A 14,585-nucleotide genomic window follows, 5' to 3' on the forward strand; every position below is an offset into this window, starting at 1 on the left:
GGGGTTCAAGTGCGCTGTGATGCGGAACGGCACCCCCCAACGCCCGTCTAAGATGCGGCGCATGAGTTATGGGCAGGGTGGGCAGGGGCAGCCCCCGTGGGATCCCTGGAAGCCGGGTTCTCAGCAGCCTCAATGGGGCAACCAGAGCGCCGATCGGACTCCCGACTGGGCGGCACTCGCCGAAGCGTCCGAGTCGCGCAACAAACGGCGCAGGCTGCTGTTCATCGGCGGCGGAGCGCTCGCCACGATGGCGGTCGGCGCGGCCGTCGCCGTGGCCGTGGTGTCCGCGAACGGGGACAGTCAGGCCTCGAACCAGCCCTCCAACCTGCCCGCCACCGCGAACATCCCGAGCGACACCACCGCGCCGGCCCCGTCGTTCGCGCCGACCTCGGCCCCTCCCCCGCTGGACCCGAAGGACTTCATATCCAGCGCGAAGAAGGACACGGCACCGCTCAGCCCGGACATCCTCTTCCCCGGTACGCAGCTGACGATGGGCGACCAGATCTACCGCAAGGGTCCGACGGCCGACACGAAGAACTGCGCCTCGGCCACCAAGGGCACCCTCCCGGCGGTCCTCACCAAGAACGGCTGCACACGCGTCCTGCGCGTCACCTACACCAAGGACGGTGTCGCGGTGACGGTCGGCGTGGCCGTCTTCGACACCGAGGCGCAGGCGACCAAGGCCAAGAGCGATGCGGACAAGAAGAGCATCGTCGCCTCCCTGTCCGGCAACGGCGTCAAGTCCTTCTGCGACTCCGCCGTCTGCCGTTCGACGACCAACTCCTACGGCCGCTACGCCTACTTCACGCTCGCCGGGTTCACCAACGGCAAGGACGTGACGACAAAGGACACCAAGGTCTTCACGAGCGGCGACGACATCGCCGAGTTCACCTTCCGGCAGATCCGCAGGCGCGGCGAGGCCCAGGCGTCGGCGGCGGCCAACGAGTAGCGGCATGTGACACTCTCCCCCCAGTCGGCAATCGACAGTCAGCGATCAACTGCCCAGGGGGGACCGGTCCTTGACCACGCAGCACACGTCCAGACACCACCTCCCCTTCGGGCGGCTCATCGTGGAACCGGCGTAGCGGCGTGCGGGCGCGCGGGAGAGTCCGGCTGATCGGGGCCGCAGCCGGGGCGGCGCTGCTGGCTCCGCTCGCGATATGGGCCTGGCCGAAGGGCGACGGGCCCGCGCCCGGCCCCCGCACCGTCCCCACCGATCTGCGCGAGCGGGACCCGGCGGCGACCCCTGCGGCACGCCGGGTCTACGCGATGCTGACGGACCTGGAGAACCACGCGCGCCTGGGCCGCCCGGGCCGCACCGTGATCGGCCAGCACGTCGAGGTGCACAACGAGCGGTACAACGCGCTGTACGGCGACTACAAGGGCACCAAACAGCCGGGCTACTACTACCGCAAGGTGCGCGACATCACCGGACGGCTGCCCGGCTTCGTGGAGCTGGACCTCGGTCCCGGCTACGACCGGCCGGGCTGGGCGGTGGGCGAGTCCCGCTCGTACTCCCGCTCCTGGCCGAGCTGCCGTGAGTACTGGGGGTACGCCGACGACGTCATGGACCTCGCGCTCGGCGTCTGGGCGGGCCTGCCCCGGGGGGCGGACGGCTCCTACCACCCCTCCGGCACGCACACGGACTGTGCCTCCGGCACCGAGGTCACCCTGCCGGACAACGGCGGCGCCCCGGCGGGCCTGGTCGGGGTCTCCTTCCACCAGCCGTACCCGGGCAGCGTGGTGAAGGGCTTCGACGCGACGCTGCGCCGCCACTCCCCCGGGGCGAAGGACCCGGGCTGGTTCGGCCGGGTGGTCACCACGGGCAGCACCGAACACCGGGAGCTGCTGCGCGACCTCGACTACCTCGCGGACCACTTGGGCTATCTCGCGGACCACGGGGTGCCGGTCCTGCTGCGCCCGTACCACGAGATGAACACGGCTCCCGGCCGCAACGGCTTCTGGTGGGCGGGCCAGGACCCGTCCGCGTACCGGAAGCTCTGGCGGCTCACCCACGACTACCTCGTGGACCGCCGCGGACTGCACAACCTGATCTTCGTCTGGGCGCCCAACTCCTGGGACGGCGCCTACGGACGGCAGCCGCGGGCGTACTACCCGGGCGGCCGTTACGTCGACGTCGTGGGCGTCGACGACTACAGCGACTCCCCCGCCGAGCCGTTCGGCGACGGCGCCTGGACCGAGGTCTGGTACCGCGGCCTGGAGGAGTACCGCAAGCCCCGGATCGTGGCCGAGTCCTTCCATGTGCCGCTCAACGCGGCCCGGCCGGACACCCTGAGCAGGACCCCGTGGGTGCTGTGGACGGTGTGGGGGCAGGCGCTGACGTACGACAACGTGTCCTCGCCGCGGGGCAAGAACACCGCCACGGACGTGAAGCGGACCTACGGCTCACCAAGGGTCATCACCGGTGGTGGGAGGGCCCTTGGGTCGGATGTCGACTGGAGATCACTGCACAAGCCCTAGGTTTGTTACTTCTTGAACACATCCTGCTCACACCCGTTCCATAATCAACTACTTGCGTGACAGAATCACGTTTCTGTTCGGCCTGAGCTTCGGGCGCCTGGGGGGGCATCTGAGAGGCCGACGCACCGAAGAAGGTGTTGGAGGGTGGGGGCCCGGGAACGAAGGCGCGCCGACGCGCGCCTTCTGTGTCATGCCGTGAAATCGCCACTGCTCCAACGCGCCACTGATTTCACGGGAGCTGAGCAGTCGTCATGGCGTCGACAATGGTCGACGGGGGTGCCTCGCACTCTCGTCACAACGCGAAACTGGCGAAGCGCACTGAGGCCTGGAAACCCGGCATCATGCCGTTCCTCCTGCCTTTCGTGCTGCTGCTGTTCTTCGGGCTGTACACCTACCGCCCCAGCTCCTCTCCGCTGAGCTGGGCGCTCACCGTCGTCTGGTCGCTGCCAGTGATCGGTGTGATGGTGGGCATCCAGGGCGCCCTGCTCATCCGGCGCCGGGTGCGGCAGAGCGACCGTATGGTGCCGCCGGCCCCCGTCGAACAGGACTTCCTGATCGTCCTCGTACCGACGATCGGCCGGCACGACACCTACCCGGCGCTGGAGCGCTCGGTGCTCTCCTATGTCGAGCACCTGCCCGAGTACTTCCCCTACATGCGCGTCGACGTCCTCACCGAGGAGGGCTGCGAGGCCACCGAGTCGATCGACCGGCTCGCCGCCTCGAACCCGCTCATCCGCGTGGTGGCGACGCCGAAGGCGTACGTGACCGCCAACGGGACCCGCTTCAAGGCCCGCGCCAACAATTACGCGCACGAGCTGCGGATCGAGGAGGGCGAGGCCCTCGACCACGTGTGGGTGCTGCACATGGACGACGACACCGGCGTCGGCCCCGACACGGCGGCCTCGCTCGCCCAGTTCATCAACCGCCAGCGCCGCGCCCACCCCGACGAGGCCAAGCACATGGCCCAGGGCATCCTCACGTATCCCCGCGAGAACGCGGTCAACCTCTTCACCTGGCTCGCCGACGCGGTGCGCCCCGCCGACGACATCGCCCGCTTCCGGGCGCTGACCGGCATGGGCACCCCGGCGGCCGGAGTCCACGGCGAACTGCTGGTGCTGCGCGCGTCCATCGAGGCCACCATCGGCTGGGACTTCGGGCCGAAGGCGATCGTCGAGGACGCCCAGCTCGCCCTCAGCTTCTGCCGCCGCTACCCCGGCCGCAGCGACTGGTTCAACGGACGCTGCTACGGCGCCTCCCCGGCCACCACCAAGGACTTCGTCAAGCAGCGCGACCGGTGGGCCTGGGGCCTGGTGGCACTCTGCTTCAACCGCACCATCCCGTGGCGCTACCGCTGGTTCCTCTCCGTGTGCGTGGCCACCTGGATCCTCGGCCCGCTCCAGCACATCGTCGCGGTGCTCTGCATCGGACTGCTCGTCGGCGACCTCAACACCTCGCCCGTCACCCAGTCCGTCGTCATCCTGTGGGCCCTCAACTTCGCCTACGTCATCTGGACCTACTGGGAAGGGCTGCGCCTCAACGCCATCGCCTCGGCGAGCGGCCGGCGCAAGTGGTGGGAGCCGGTCGTCGTGATCGCCCTCATCCCCGTCTTCTCCGTACTGGAAGGGCTCGGAGGCTTCAAGGGCTTCCTGAAGTTCCTCCGGCGCGAGGAGAACAAGTTCGTCGTGATCGCCAAGCCCGCCTGACCGCACGAAAGCACCCGTGATGAAGCGCTCGCGACTGCCGATGCTGGCCGTCTTTCCCCTGTCCGTCCTCGCCGTCGTGGTCGGCACGCCCCTGTTCATCGGCAACCAGCCGGTGCGCTGGGACTCCGGCTCCGTCCTGCCCAGGCTCGTCTTCGGCAACGACGGCTCCGGTGCCGGGGACTCCACCTCGGCGACCGGAACCAAGAAGTCCGCGTCCCCGTCCTCCTCCTCTTCCTCCGGCTCCGCTTCCGAGGACACCCTCAAGGTCGCCAAGGCCTGGAAGGAGGGCATGCCTCAGTGGGGCGTGCAGCTGTACTGGGAGGAGGAGGCCAAGAAGCGGTCCGACGACTTCATCGTTGAGCAGGCGCGCAAGCACGCGAAGTACCTCATCAGCCTGGGCGCCAACTCGGTGTCGATCTCGTTCCCCTTCTACACCGGGGGCCGTACGTCCAACACCCTGACGGCCGGAGCGAAGACGCCGTCCGCGGAGCGCCTGCAGAAGGTGCTGAAGGTGTTCGAGGACGCCGGCTTCCGCACCACGGTCCGGCCGATCATGGACGAGGCCTCGCTCGACCCGCCGACCGGCTGGCGCGGCAACATCGAGCCCGCCTCCCGCTCGGCCTGGTTCACCTCCTACCTGAAGCTCCTCACCCCGTATCTCAAGGTCGCCGACCAGGACAAGGCGAACACCTTCGTGATCGGCACCGAGCTGAACTCCATGGAGGGCGACCCGGGCTGGGACTCCCTGGTGGCCTCGGCGGAGAAGGTCTTCTCCGGTGAGGTGGCCTACGACGCCAACTGGGACAACTACGTCTCCGGCCGCATCAACATGCCGGTCAGCCACCTCGGCGTAGACGCCTACTTCCCCGTCAAGGTGCCCGACAACGCCTCCGTCGACCGGCTCGCGGAGGGCTGGAACACCTGGCTCGACAAGAAGACCACGGGCGACCTGCCCAACATCACCCTCGCCGAGGCCGGAATCGGCGCGATGAACGGCGCGTACAAGTCACCCGGCGACTTCTACACGAAGAACGCCGTCAACCCGCAGGTGCAGGCCAACTGGTACACGGCCGTCTGCAAGGTCGTCCAGGAGCGCCGGATGAGCGGCGTCTACTGGTGGTCGATCTACTTCGACGACGACCCCAACACCCCGCCGGACGACAAAACGGCCTCCCGCCTGGACTTCGCCGGGCGCCCCAAGAGCGAGAAAGCCGTCAAGACCTGTTTCACCTCCAACTACGCCGGGCCCGGCAGCGCGGCCGCCCAGTAATGGAGACATCCCCCCACGCATCCATGACCCGTCCCCGCGACCCAAGGCGGACACCACATGACTGAAGCGATCCTTCTCGTCGGCGGTCAGGGCACCCGGCTTCGGCCCCTGACCAGCCACATTCCCAAGCCGCTGCTGCCCGTGGCCGGAGTGCCGTTCCTCACGCACCAGCTGGCGCGGGCCGCGGCCGCGGGGATCACCCGGATCGTTTTCGCGACCTCCTACCTCGCCGAGCTGTTCGAGGAGGAGTTCGGCGACGGCTCCCGCCTCGGACTGGAACTCGAGTACGTCACCGAAGAGGTGGCCCTCGGCACCGGCGGAGCCATCCGCAACGCGGCCGAGCGACTGCGCAGCGCCCCCGGCGAACCGGTGCTGATCTTCAACGGCGACATCCTCTCCGGCGTGGACGTCGCCGCGCTGCGCGACAGCCATGTCGCCTCGCGGGCCGATGTCACCCTGCACCTCCAGCGCGTGGCCGACCCGCGCGCTTTCGGCCTGGTGCCCACTGACGCCGAAGGACGCGTCCGGGCCTTCCTGGAGAAGCCCCAGACGCCCGAGGAGATCACCACCGACCAGATCAACGCGGGCTGCTATGTCTTCACCCGCTCGGTGATCGACCGGATCCCGGCCGGCCGGAACGTGTCCGTGGAACGCGAGACCTTCCCCGAGCTGCTCGCCTCGGGCGCCCATGTGCGCGGGGTCGTCGACGACAGTTATTGGCTCGACCTGGGCACCCCGGCGGCGTTCGTCCAGGGCTCGGCAGACCTCGTGCGCGGCCGGGTCACCTCCCCGGCGCTGCCCGGCCCGACCGGCGAAGCCCTCGTCCTGCCCGGCGCCCGGGTGCACCCCGGCGCCGTGCTCAGCGGGGGCACGGTGGTCGGCCCCGGCGCCGAGGTCGGCGCGGGAGCGGTGGTCGACGGCAGCGTGCTGCTGACCGGTGCCCGGGTCGCCGCCCGCGTCAGCCTGTCCGCCTCCGTGGTGGGACGCCACGCCGTGATCGGCGAGGACAGCGTCCTGGACGCGGTGGTCGTCGGCGACGGCGCCCGGGTGGCCGAGGGCAACGAACTCCCGCCGGGTCTGCGCATCGCCTGCGGGGCCTTCCTGCCCGCCCACGGCGTCCGCACCTCCGCATCCCCCGCTCCCTGCACCGCGCAGGCCGTCGCTCACTCTGGAGTACCCCATGCATCGTCAGCCGCCCACTGAACACCCGGGCCCTGACGGCCACGAACAACAGCCCTACGGGCAACAGGGGTACGGACAGCAGGGACAGCCGGAGGCGTACGGGCAGCAGGGACAGCAGCAGCCGTACGGGCAGCAAGGTCAGCAGCAGGCGTACGGCCGGCAGGGCCGCCCGGGGTACGACCAGCAGGCGTACGGGCAGCAGTACGGCCGCCCGCCCGCGCCGCCCCAGCAGTACGTCGGGCAGCTGATCCCGCAGCAGCCGGGGCAGCCCCAGGCCCAGCCGCAGCAGCAGTACACGCCCCAGGTCCCCCGGCAGCCGCAGGCGGACCAGCCGTACGGCGGCTACGGCACGGCGGTCGTCCAGACCCCTGTCGCACCCCCCGTCGCCGCGCCGGACCCCGAGCCGGCGCCGAAGCCCGCCCGGAGCCAGAAGCCCCCGGCGGACAAGGCGTCGGAGCCCGCGCCCATGCGGTCCCGCTTCGAGGCCGTGGACGGCCTGCGCGGTATCGCCATCCTCTCCGTGCTGCTGTACCACACCAACTGGTTCAGCAACGGTCTGTTCGGCGTGGACGCCTTCTTCGTACTCTCCGGCTTCCTCACCACGCTCGTGCTGATCCGCGAGGTGCAGCGCACCGGCCGTATCCGCGTCGGGCGGTTCTACCGCCGCCGCTTCAAGCGCCTGCTGCCGGGCCTGATGGTGGCCCTGGCCCTGGTGGTGGCCCTCGCGTACCTCACGAGCCCGCTGAAGGAGTCCCGCGCGGTCTCGCAGCAGGCGCTCGGGGCACTCTTCCAGGTCGGCAACTGGGCCCAGATCGCCCGCGGCGACTCCTACTGGGACCACTTCGGAGCCATCCAGCCGCTCTCCGCGATGTGGTCGCTGAGCATCACCGAGCAGTTCTACGTCGTGTGGCCGCTGGTCCTGGTCGCCGCCTTCGCGGTCTTCCGCCGCCGGGTGCTGCCCGTGGCCGTCCTCGCTGTGCTGCTCTTCGCCGCGTCGGCGCTGGTCGCACCCGTGCTGTGGCGCGGCGGCAACCACGACACCGACTTCCTGTACCTGGCCACCCACACCCGTGCCGTGGCCTTCATGGCGGGCGCGGCGGCCGCGTTCGTCGTGTACCTGGTGCAGCGCAGGGCCGCGGAGAGCCGCCGCGCCTCCGAGGACGGTGGCGGCGGCGAGTCCGGGGGCGGTTTCGCGTACCACCTCGCCTCGCTGACGGCGATCGTGTCCCTGGCCGCGGTGGTGTACCTCAGCATCAAGGTGAGCACCTACCACGAGCCCTGGCTCTACCAGGGCGGACTGGCCGTCGTCGCCCTCCTGATCGCGCTGACCGCCGCCTGCCTGAGCACGGACCGCGGCCCGCTGGCACGGGCCCTGCGCCTGAAGCCGCTGATGGAGATCGGCCAGATCTCGTACAGCATGTATCTGCTGCACCTGCCGGTGTACTGGGTGCTGCTCATGGCCTACCCGGACATGAAGCCGTACGCCCTGTTCCTGCTGGGTGCCGGGCTCACCTGGCTGCTGTCGATGGTCATGCACTACTCGATCGAGCAGTACCGGGTGCGCGACTGGCGCCCCATGCGGGCCGTCCCGGTGTTCACGGTGGCGTCCCTGGTCATCGGCCTCGGCTCGTACTACCTGCCCACCTACGTCGCCGACTCGATGCGCCCGGACGGCAAGCCGCTCGTCCTGACCCTGGGCGACTCGATGGCGGAGGACTTCGCGACCTCCCTGGCCCAGCACGGCAACGGCTACGCGGTCATCGACGGAGGCCAGGGCGGCTGTGGCGTGATGTCCCCGCAGGCGGTGCGCGACCGCGTCGGCAAGGTCCTGACGAACTGGAACTCCTGCATCGGCTGGAAGAACTACTGGGCCGACCAGTTGGAGAACACCCAGCCCGACGCCGTCCTCGTCCACGTCGGCTGGGACGCCGCCGAGCAGAAGATCGACGGCAAGTGGCTGACTTCCTGCGACTCCGCCTATCGCACCCGCTATCTGAAGCAGCTGACGGCGGCCGTCGCCGTGGTCCAGAAGCAGGCGCCGAACACCAAGATCCTGCTGATGAACGAGCGGCGCACCAACGGCGCCATCATCGAGAAGTGGGGCGACTGCTTCAACGACGTGATCTCCACGTACGTGAAGTCGGCCCCGGCCGAAGTCTCCCTGCTGAACCTCGACGCCTTCCTCTGCCCCGACGGCGAGTGCGTGCAGTACAACGCCAAGGGCAAGCGCCTCTACCCCGACGGTGACGGCGTGCACCTCACCAAGGTCGGCATGGGCTATGTCACCCCGTGGCTGGAGAAGTCACTGGCCACGGCCCTGAAGAAGTGAGCCCGGGCGGCCGGGCGCCCAGCCTGGCCGCCGCTCCTCCGGTCAGCAGCAGCCGCCCCCGGGCAGCGTCCGCTTGTTCCGCGCCTCCTTGTTCCGCGCGGCCAGCAACTCGTCAGCGGGGTAACCGACTTCTTCCAGCGTGAGTCCGTGCGGCCGTACGACATGAACAGCCGAATCCCGTACGCCGGCGGCCAGCACCTTCCCGGGCCAGTCGGGCCCGCGGTGGCCGTCCCCGACAAACAGCAACGCGCCGATCAGCGAGCGCACCATGTTGTGGCAGAAGGCGTCGGCGCGGACGGTGGCGGTGATGATCCCGTCGTCACCGCGCACGAGGCTCAGCTTCTGGAGCGTACGAATGGTCGTCGCGCCCTCGCGCTTCTTGCAGTAGGCGGCGAAGTCGTGCTCCCCGACGAGCCGTTGAGCGGCCTCGTTCATCGCATCGACGTCCAACGGCCAGTCGTGCCACAGGACATGATTGCGCAGCAGCGGGTCCACACCGCCGGGGTTGTCGGTGACGCGGTACGCGTACCGCCGCCAGATCGCCGAGAAGCGCGCGTTGAACCCTTCGGGCGCCTCGGCCAGGGACCACACCCGTACGTCCTTCGACAGCCGCCCGGCCAGCCGCTTCAGCAGCTTCTCCTGATGCTCGGCCCACAGCTCGGCCGGCAGATCGACATGCGCCACCTGCCCCCGCGCATGCACCCCGGCATCGGTCCGCCCGGCCACGGTCAGCTCGTACGTCGTCTCCTTCGACCGCGTCACCGTCCGCAGAGCATCCTCGATCTCCGCCTGCACGGTCCGCTGCCCCCTGGCCTGCTTGGCCCACCCGGAGAACTCGCTCCCATCGTAGGAAAGGTCCATCCGCACACGCACAAACCCGGGCTGCACTTCGTCACTCACACCTAGATCCTCTCAAGCCATCACGCCCTCAGGCTGTGGGCAGCCGCCGGCCGCATCCGCTGAAGCCTGTGGGCAGTCGTTCCGCTGGGGCGGAACGGGTGGGCACAGCCGAACCCGCAGCCGCGTACGGCGCTCGCCCCCCACCAGGGGAACGCGAAAGCGGGCCCGCCCCGAAGGGGGCGGACCCGCTCAGACGCGAGCCGAAACTCAGGCGTCCTTGGACTCGTCGCCCTCGGCGGCAGCCGGCACCGCGTCCTCGACAACCTCGGCCGGAGCCTCGGTCTTGGCCTCGGCGGCCGGAGCCTCGGCGTCCTTCGCGGCACGCTTGGTCGCCGCCTCGGCCTCACCGGTGGCCTGCTGGGCCACGGTCAGGGCCTCCACCAGCTCGATGACAGCCATGGGCGCGTTGTCGCCGCGGCGGTTACCGATCTTGGTGATACGGGTGTAACCACCCGGGCGGTTCTCGTAGCGCGGGCCGATCTCGGTGAAGAGCGTGTGCACGATGCTCTTGTCCGTGATCACCGAGAGCACCTGACGGCGGTTGTGAAGGTCACCCTTCTTCGCCTTGGTGACCAGACGCTCCGCGTACGGGCGCAGGCGACGGGCCTTCGCCTCGGTGGTGGTGATGCGGCCGTGCTCGAAGAGCGACTTCGCGAGGTTCGCGAGGAGCAGCTTCTCGTGCGCGGCGCTGCCGCCCAGACGGGCACCCTTGGCGGGCTTCGGCATGGTGTTTCTCCTAGGTGTCTGCCCCGGCCGTATCAGGTACCGAGGTCAGTGTCCGAGCGGGCGATTGCCCGTCGGAGATCCGGGGCCCCGAAGGGCCCCGGAGGGTGTGGCACCAATCAAGTACTGACTGCTCAGTACTGCTCGGTCTCCACGAACCCGGCGTCCGCGTCGTCGTCGGCGCCAAAGGCGTCGGCGGCAGCGGTCGGGTCGAATCCGGGCGGGCTGTCCTTGAGGGCCAGGCCCATGCCGGCCAGCTTCGCCTTGACCTCGTCGATGGACTTCGCACCGAAGTTGCGGATGTCCAGGAGGTCGGCCTCGGAGCGGGCGACGAGCTCACCCACGGAGTGGATGCCCTCACGCTTGAGGCAGTTGTAGGAGCGGACCGTGAGCTCGAGCTCCTCGATCGGCAGCGCGAGGTCGGCGGCAAGGGCGGCGTCCGTGGGGGACGGGCCCATGTCGATGCCCTCGGCGTCGATGTTGAGCTCGCGGGCCAGACCGAACAGCTCGACCAGGGTCTTACCGGCCGACGCCATGGCGTCACGCGGACGCATGGCCTGCTTGGTCTCGACGTCGACGATCAGCTTGTCGAAGTCGGTGCGCTGCTCGACACGGGTCGCCTCGACCTTGTACGTGACCTTCAGCACCGGCGAGTAGATCGAGTCGACCGGGATGCGCCCGATCTCCTGACCGACCTGCTTGTTCTGAACGGCGGAGACGTAGCCGCGACCGCGCTCGACGGTCAGCTCCATCTCCAGCTTGCCCTTGCCGTTGAGCGTGGCGAGGACGAGGTCGGGGTTGTGCACCTCGACACCGGCCGGGGGCGCGATGTCGGCGGCGGTGACCAGGCCCGGGCCCTGCTTGCGCAGGTACATCACGACAGGCTCGTCGTGCTCCGAGGAGACGACCAGCTGCTTGATGTTGAGGATCAGGTCGGTGACGTCCTCCTTGACGCCCGGCACGGTGGTGAACTCGTGCAGAACGCCGTCGATGCGGATGGACGTGACCGCCGCACCCGGGATCGAGGAGAGGAGCGTACGACGCAGGGAGTTGCCGAGGGTGTAACCGAAGCCCGGCTCCAGCGGCTCGATCACGAACCGGGAGCGGAACTCGTCGACGACCTCTTCGGTCAACGAGGGACGCTGAGCGATCAGCATGTGTGGATCAGATCCTTCTTTCGTGGACGCCCGCTATTTGACGCCCGACGGAACCGCACGTTTCACAGTGCGGGTACTGCAAGGGTACGGGCGGCACCGCTCCGAAGAGCCGTACCGCCCGAAACCTCAAGACAACCGAGCCTCAGACGCGGCGGCGCTTGGGCGGACGGCAGCCGTTGTGCGGGGTGGGGGTGACGTCCTGGATGGAGCCGACCTCGAGACCAGTGGCCTGGAGGGAGCGGATCGCGGTCTCGCGACCGGAGCCCGGGCCCTTCACGAAGACGTCAACCTTGCGCATGCCGTGCTCCTGCGCGCGGCGGGCGGCCGACTCAGCCGCCATCTGCGCGGCGAAGGGGGTGGACTTGCGCGAGCCCTTGAAGCCGACGTGGCCGGCGGAGGCCCAGGAGATCACGTTGCCCGAGGGGTCCGTGATCGAGACGATCGTGTTGTTGAACGTGCTCTTGATGTGAGCGTGCCCGTGAGCGACGTTCTTCTTTTCCTTGCGGCGCACCTTCTTGGCAGCGCCCTGACGACCCTTGGGGGGCATCTATTACTCCTACGGGGAGGTGGTCGGTCCTACAGCGAAGACCGCTGGTATGCGGCGCTCCGGGGCAGACCCGGAAAATCCGCAGCGTCCGCTGAGGACTACTTCTTGCCCGGCTTCTTCTTACCGGCGATGGCGCGACGCGGGCCCTTGCGGGTACGAGCGTTCGTGCTGGTGCGCTGACCGTGGACGGGCAGGCCACGGCGGTGGCGCAGACCCTGGTAGCAGCCGATCTCGATCTTGCGGCGAATGTCGCCCTGGATCTCGCGACGGAGGTCACCCTCGGTCTTGAGGTTGGCGTCCACGTACTCGCGGATCTTGACCAGCTCCTCCTCGGAGAGGTCACGAACGCGGGTGTTCGGGTTCACGCCGGTCTCGGCCAGCGTCTGCTGGGAAAGGGTCCGGCCGATGCCGAACACGTAGGTGAGGGCGACCTCCACACGCTTGTCGCGCGGGATGTCAACACCGGAAACGCGTGCCATTCAATGGCTCCAGTTGTCGTTCGGAGGTCTTCCGCAGAACCGAATCCCGCCCGCCGTCCTCTTCTCTCCTGAAGATCGAAGATTCGGTACGAACCGGGTCCCCGGCCTCCGACCGGGGGTATCAGGCCTGATGAGACTCAGCCCTGGATTCTGCGTATGAACATGTACTGCTTGCGTCGCGCGAATATCTGCGGGTGCAGAAGGTTCGGCCGTGCGTCAGCCCTGGCGCTGCTTGTGGCGCGGGTTTTCGCAGATGACCATGACCCGGCCGTGACGGCGGATCACCCTGCACTTGTCGCAGATCTTCTTGACGCTCGGCTTGACCTTCATTAGGTGAGGTTCTCCGGGTCAGTGCCACCCCCCGCGTCCCGGAACCGGGAGCACGGAGCAAAGGCAAGATCTACTTGTACCGGTAGACGATCCGGCCACGCGTCAGGTCGTACGGAGACAGCTCCACCACGACCCGGTCGTCAGGGAGGATGCGGATGTAGTGCATACGCATCTTGCCGCTGATGTGTGCCAGGACCTGGTGGCCGTTCTGGAGCTCGACCTTGAACATGGCGTTCGGAAGAGACTCGACGACAGTGCCCTCGATCTCGATGGCACCTTGCTTCTTGGCCACGCTTCGCCCTTCGAATCGACTACCTTGATCGACTCCGCACGAGCGCATGCAGACATGCGGGTGCACGAGAGCCGACGAGTCAGTCTACGTCAGCGCACCCCGAAAGACGAATTCTCCCGGTCCCCTTCGCCACTCATGACGATGCCCCGCTCATCGGCGCGGTATGCGCGATGGGCGGGGCAGGCTGTCCACCGGGTCGGCCAGTCGTGTACCGCCACACAGGCGGTTCCGTTGGACGCCGTACCGACTACGCCAGAGGATCGGGGGCCGCGGTGACCCCGTACTCGGCGAGCTTCGCCCTGCCGCCGTCCGGAGCCGTCAGCACCAGTGGGCCCTGTTCGGTCAGCGCGACCGAGTGCTCCCAGTGGGAGGACCAGGTGCCGTCGGTCGTGATGACCGTCCAGTCGTCCTCGAGGACCTCGGTCTTCGGGGTGCCCAGGGACACCATCGGCTCGATGGCCAGGCAGAAGCCGGGGACCAGCTTGGGGCCCTTACCGCGCTTGCGCTCGACGTAGTTCAGCAGATGCGGGTCCATGTGCATCTCGGTGCCGATGCCGTGGCCACCGTAGTCCTCGATGATCCCGTAGCGCCCGCCGCCGGGCTTCGGCTGACGGCGGATGTACGTCTCGACGGCACGGGAGACGTCGACGAGCCGGTTGCCCTGCTTCATCGCGGCGATGCCGGCCCACATCGACTCCTCGGTCACCCGGGACAGCTCGATCAGCTCCGGAGCGTGACCGGAGCCCACGAACGCCGTGTACGCCGCGTCCCCGTGCCAGCCGTCCACGATGGCGCCGCAGTCGATGGAGATGATGTCGCCGTCCTTCAGGACGACCTCGTCGCTCGGGATGCCGTGGACGACGACCTCGTTGGGCGAGGTGCAGATGGTCGCCGGGAAACCGCCGTACCCCAGGAAGTTCGACTTCGCCCCGTGCTCGGCGAGCACCTTGCGCGCGACCTCGTCGAGGTCCTTGGTCGTGGCACCGGGCACCGCCACCTCACGCGTAGCCGCATGGATGGCGGCGACGATCAGCCCCGCCTCGCGCATCTTGGCGATCTGCTCGGGGGTCTTGATCTGCACCATGGCGGCTGCGGCCTTTCTGGACCGGAGAGTACGGACTTCTCCAACGATACGGGGGACGACACCGGCCCCGCGGCGCGCGGCGGACGCGCGGTCACGGGCGAGGGTGGC

14 protein-coding genes are annotated in these 14,585 nt (G+C 68.8%); 6 read left to right on the top strand and 8 right to left on the bottom strand.

The genetic code is table 11. From position 1 onward, the window contains the following. Positions 1-61: 61 nt before the first annotated feature. The 6 genes from ACZ4RZ_RS03890 (at position 62) to ACZ4RZ_RS03915 (ending at position 8,965) form a co-directional block, all read left to right on the top strand. Entirely contained in the window at positions 62-949 is an 888-nt protein-coding gene (locus tag ACZ4RZ_RS03890) for a hypothetical protein (RefSeq protein WP_467741700.1), read from the top strand. Between the two features lie 140 nt (positions 950-1,089). Beyond that, positions 1,090-2,481, top strand: coding sequence for a glycoside hydrolase family 26 protein (locus ACZ4RZ_RS03895; protein ID WP_467741701.1), 1,392 nt, complete (start codon positions 1,090-1,092; stop codon positions 2,479-2,481). A gap of 251 nt (positions 2,482-2,732) precedes the next feature. Continuing rightward, complete coding sequence (locus tag ACZ4RZ_RS03900; RefSeq protein WP_467741703.1) at positions 2,733-4,184, top strand: glycosyltransferase family 2 protein; 1,452 nt, start codon at positions 2,733-2,735, stop codon at positions 4,182-4,184. Positions 4,185-4,203: 19 nt separating this feature from the next. Continuing rightward, positions 4,204-5,454 carry a glycoside hydrolase family 113 gene (locus tag ACZ4RZ_RS03905; protein ID WP_467741705.1) on the top strand — a complete coding sequence of 417 codons (1,251 nt, stop codon included), beginning with the start codon at positions 4,204-4,206 and terminating at the stop codon, positions 5,452-5,454. Positions 5,455-5,511: 57 nt separating this feature from the next. Beyond that, entirely contained in the window at positions 5,512-6,657 is a 1,146-nt protein-coding gene (gene manB, locus ACZ4RZ_RS03910) for a mannose-1-phosphate guanylyltransferase (RefSeq protein WP_467741707.1), read from the top strand. After that, positions 6,635-8,965, top strand: a complete 2,331-nt coding sequence (locus ACZ4RZ_RS03915) for an acyltransferase family protein (protein ID WP_467741709.1) — start codon at positions 6,635-6,637, stop codon at positions 8,963-8,965. The genes manB and ACZ4RZ_RS03915 overlap by 23 nt, the downstream gene beginning before the upstream one ends. 42 nt (positions 8,966-9,007) lie before the next feature. On the opposite strand, the gene truA is transcribed toward ACZ4RZ_RS03915, so the two are convergent. The 8 genes from truA to map form a co-directional block, all read right to left on the bottom strand. Continuing rightward, on the bottom strand, positions 9,008-9,865 hold the full coding sequence (truA, locus tag ACZ4RZ_RS03920; protein WP_467741710.1) for a tRNA pseudouridine(38-40) synthase TruA: 858 nt from the start codon (positions 9,863-9,865) through the stop codon (positions 9,008-9,010). 207 nt (positions 9,866-10,072) lie between these two features. Further along, complete coding sequence (gene rplQ / locus ACZ4RZ_RS03925; RefSeq protein WP_467741712.1) at positions 10,073-10,591, bottom strand: 50S ribosomal protein L17; 519 nt, start codon at positions 10,589-10,591, stop codon at positions 10,073-10,075. 131 nt (positions 10,592-10,722) lie between these two features. Next, positions 10,723-11,745 carry a DNA-directed RNA polymerase subunit alpha gene (locus ACZ4RZ_RS03930; protein WP_003966937.1) on the bottom strand — a complete coding sequence of 341 codons (1,023 nt, stop codon included), beginning with the start codon at positions 11,743-11,745 and terminating at the stop codon, positions 10,723-10,725. A gap of 142 nt (positions 11,746-11,887) precedes the next feature. After that, positions 11,888-12,292, bottom strand: coding sequence for a 30S ribosomal protein S11 (gene rpsK / locus ACZ4RZ_RS03935; RefSeq protein WP_003956432.1), 405 nt, complete (start codon positions 12,290-12,292; stop codon positions 11,888-11,890). 98 nt (positions 12,293-12,390) lie between these two features. Then, complete coding sequence (gene rpsM / locus ACZ4RZ_RS03940) at positions 12,391-12,771, bottom strand: 30S ribosomal protein S13 (protein WP_189190326.1); 381 nt, start codon at positions 12,769-12,771, stop codon at positions 12,391-12,393. 216 nt (positions 12,772-12,987) lie between these two features. Then, positions 12,988-13,101 (bottom strand): 50S ribosomal protein L36, encoded by a 114-nt coding sequence (gene rpmJ, locus ACZ4RZ_RS03945; RefSeq protein WP_003998809.1) that lies wholly within the window; start codon positions 13,099-13,101, stop codon positions 12,988-12,990. Positions 13,102-13,171: 70 nt separating this feature from the next. After that, complete coding sequence (infA, locus tag ACZ4RZ_RS03950) at positions 13,172-13,393, bottom strand: translation initiation factor IF-1 (RefSeq protein ID WP_003948620.1); 222 nt, start codon at positions 13,391-13,393, stop codon at positions 13,172-13,174. 247 nt (positions 13,394-13,640) lie between these two features. Beyond that, positions 13,641-14,477 (bottom strand): type I methionyl aminopeptidase, encoded by an 837-nt coding sequence (map, locus tag ACZ4RZ_RS03955; RefSeq protein ID WP_467741714.1) that lies wholly within the window; start codon positions 14,475-14,477, stop codon positions 13,641-13,643. Positions 14,478-14,585: the final 108 nt, after the last annotated feature.

Source organism: Streptomyces sp. NPDC027189, assembly GCF_055566975.1.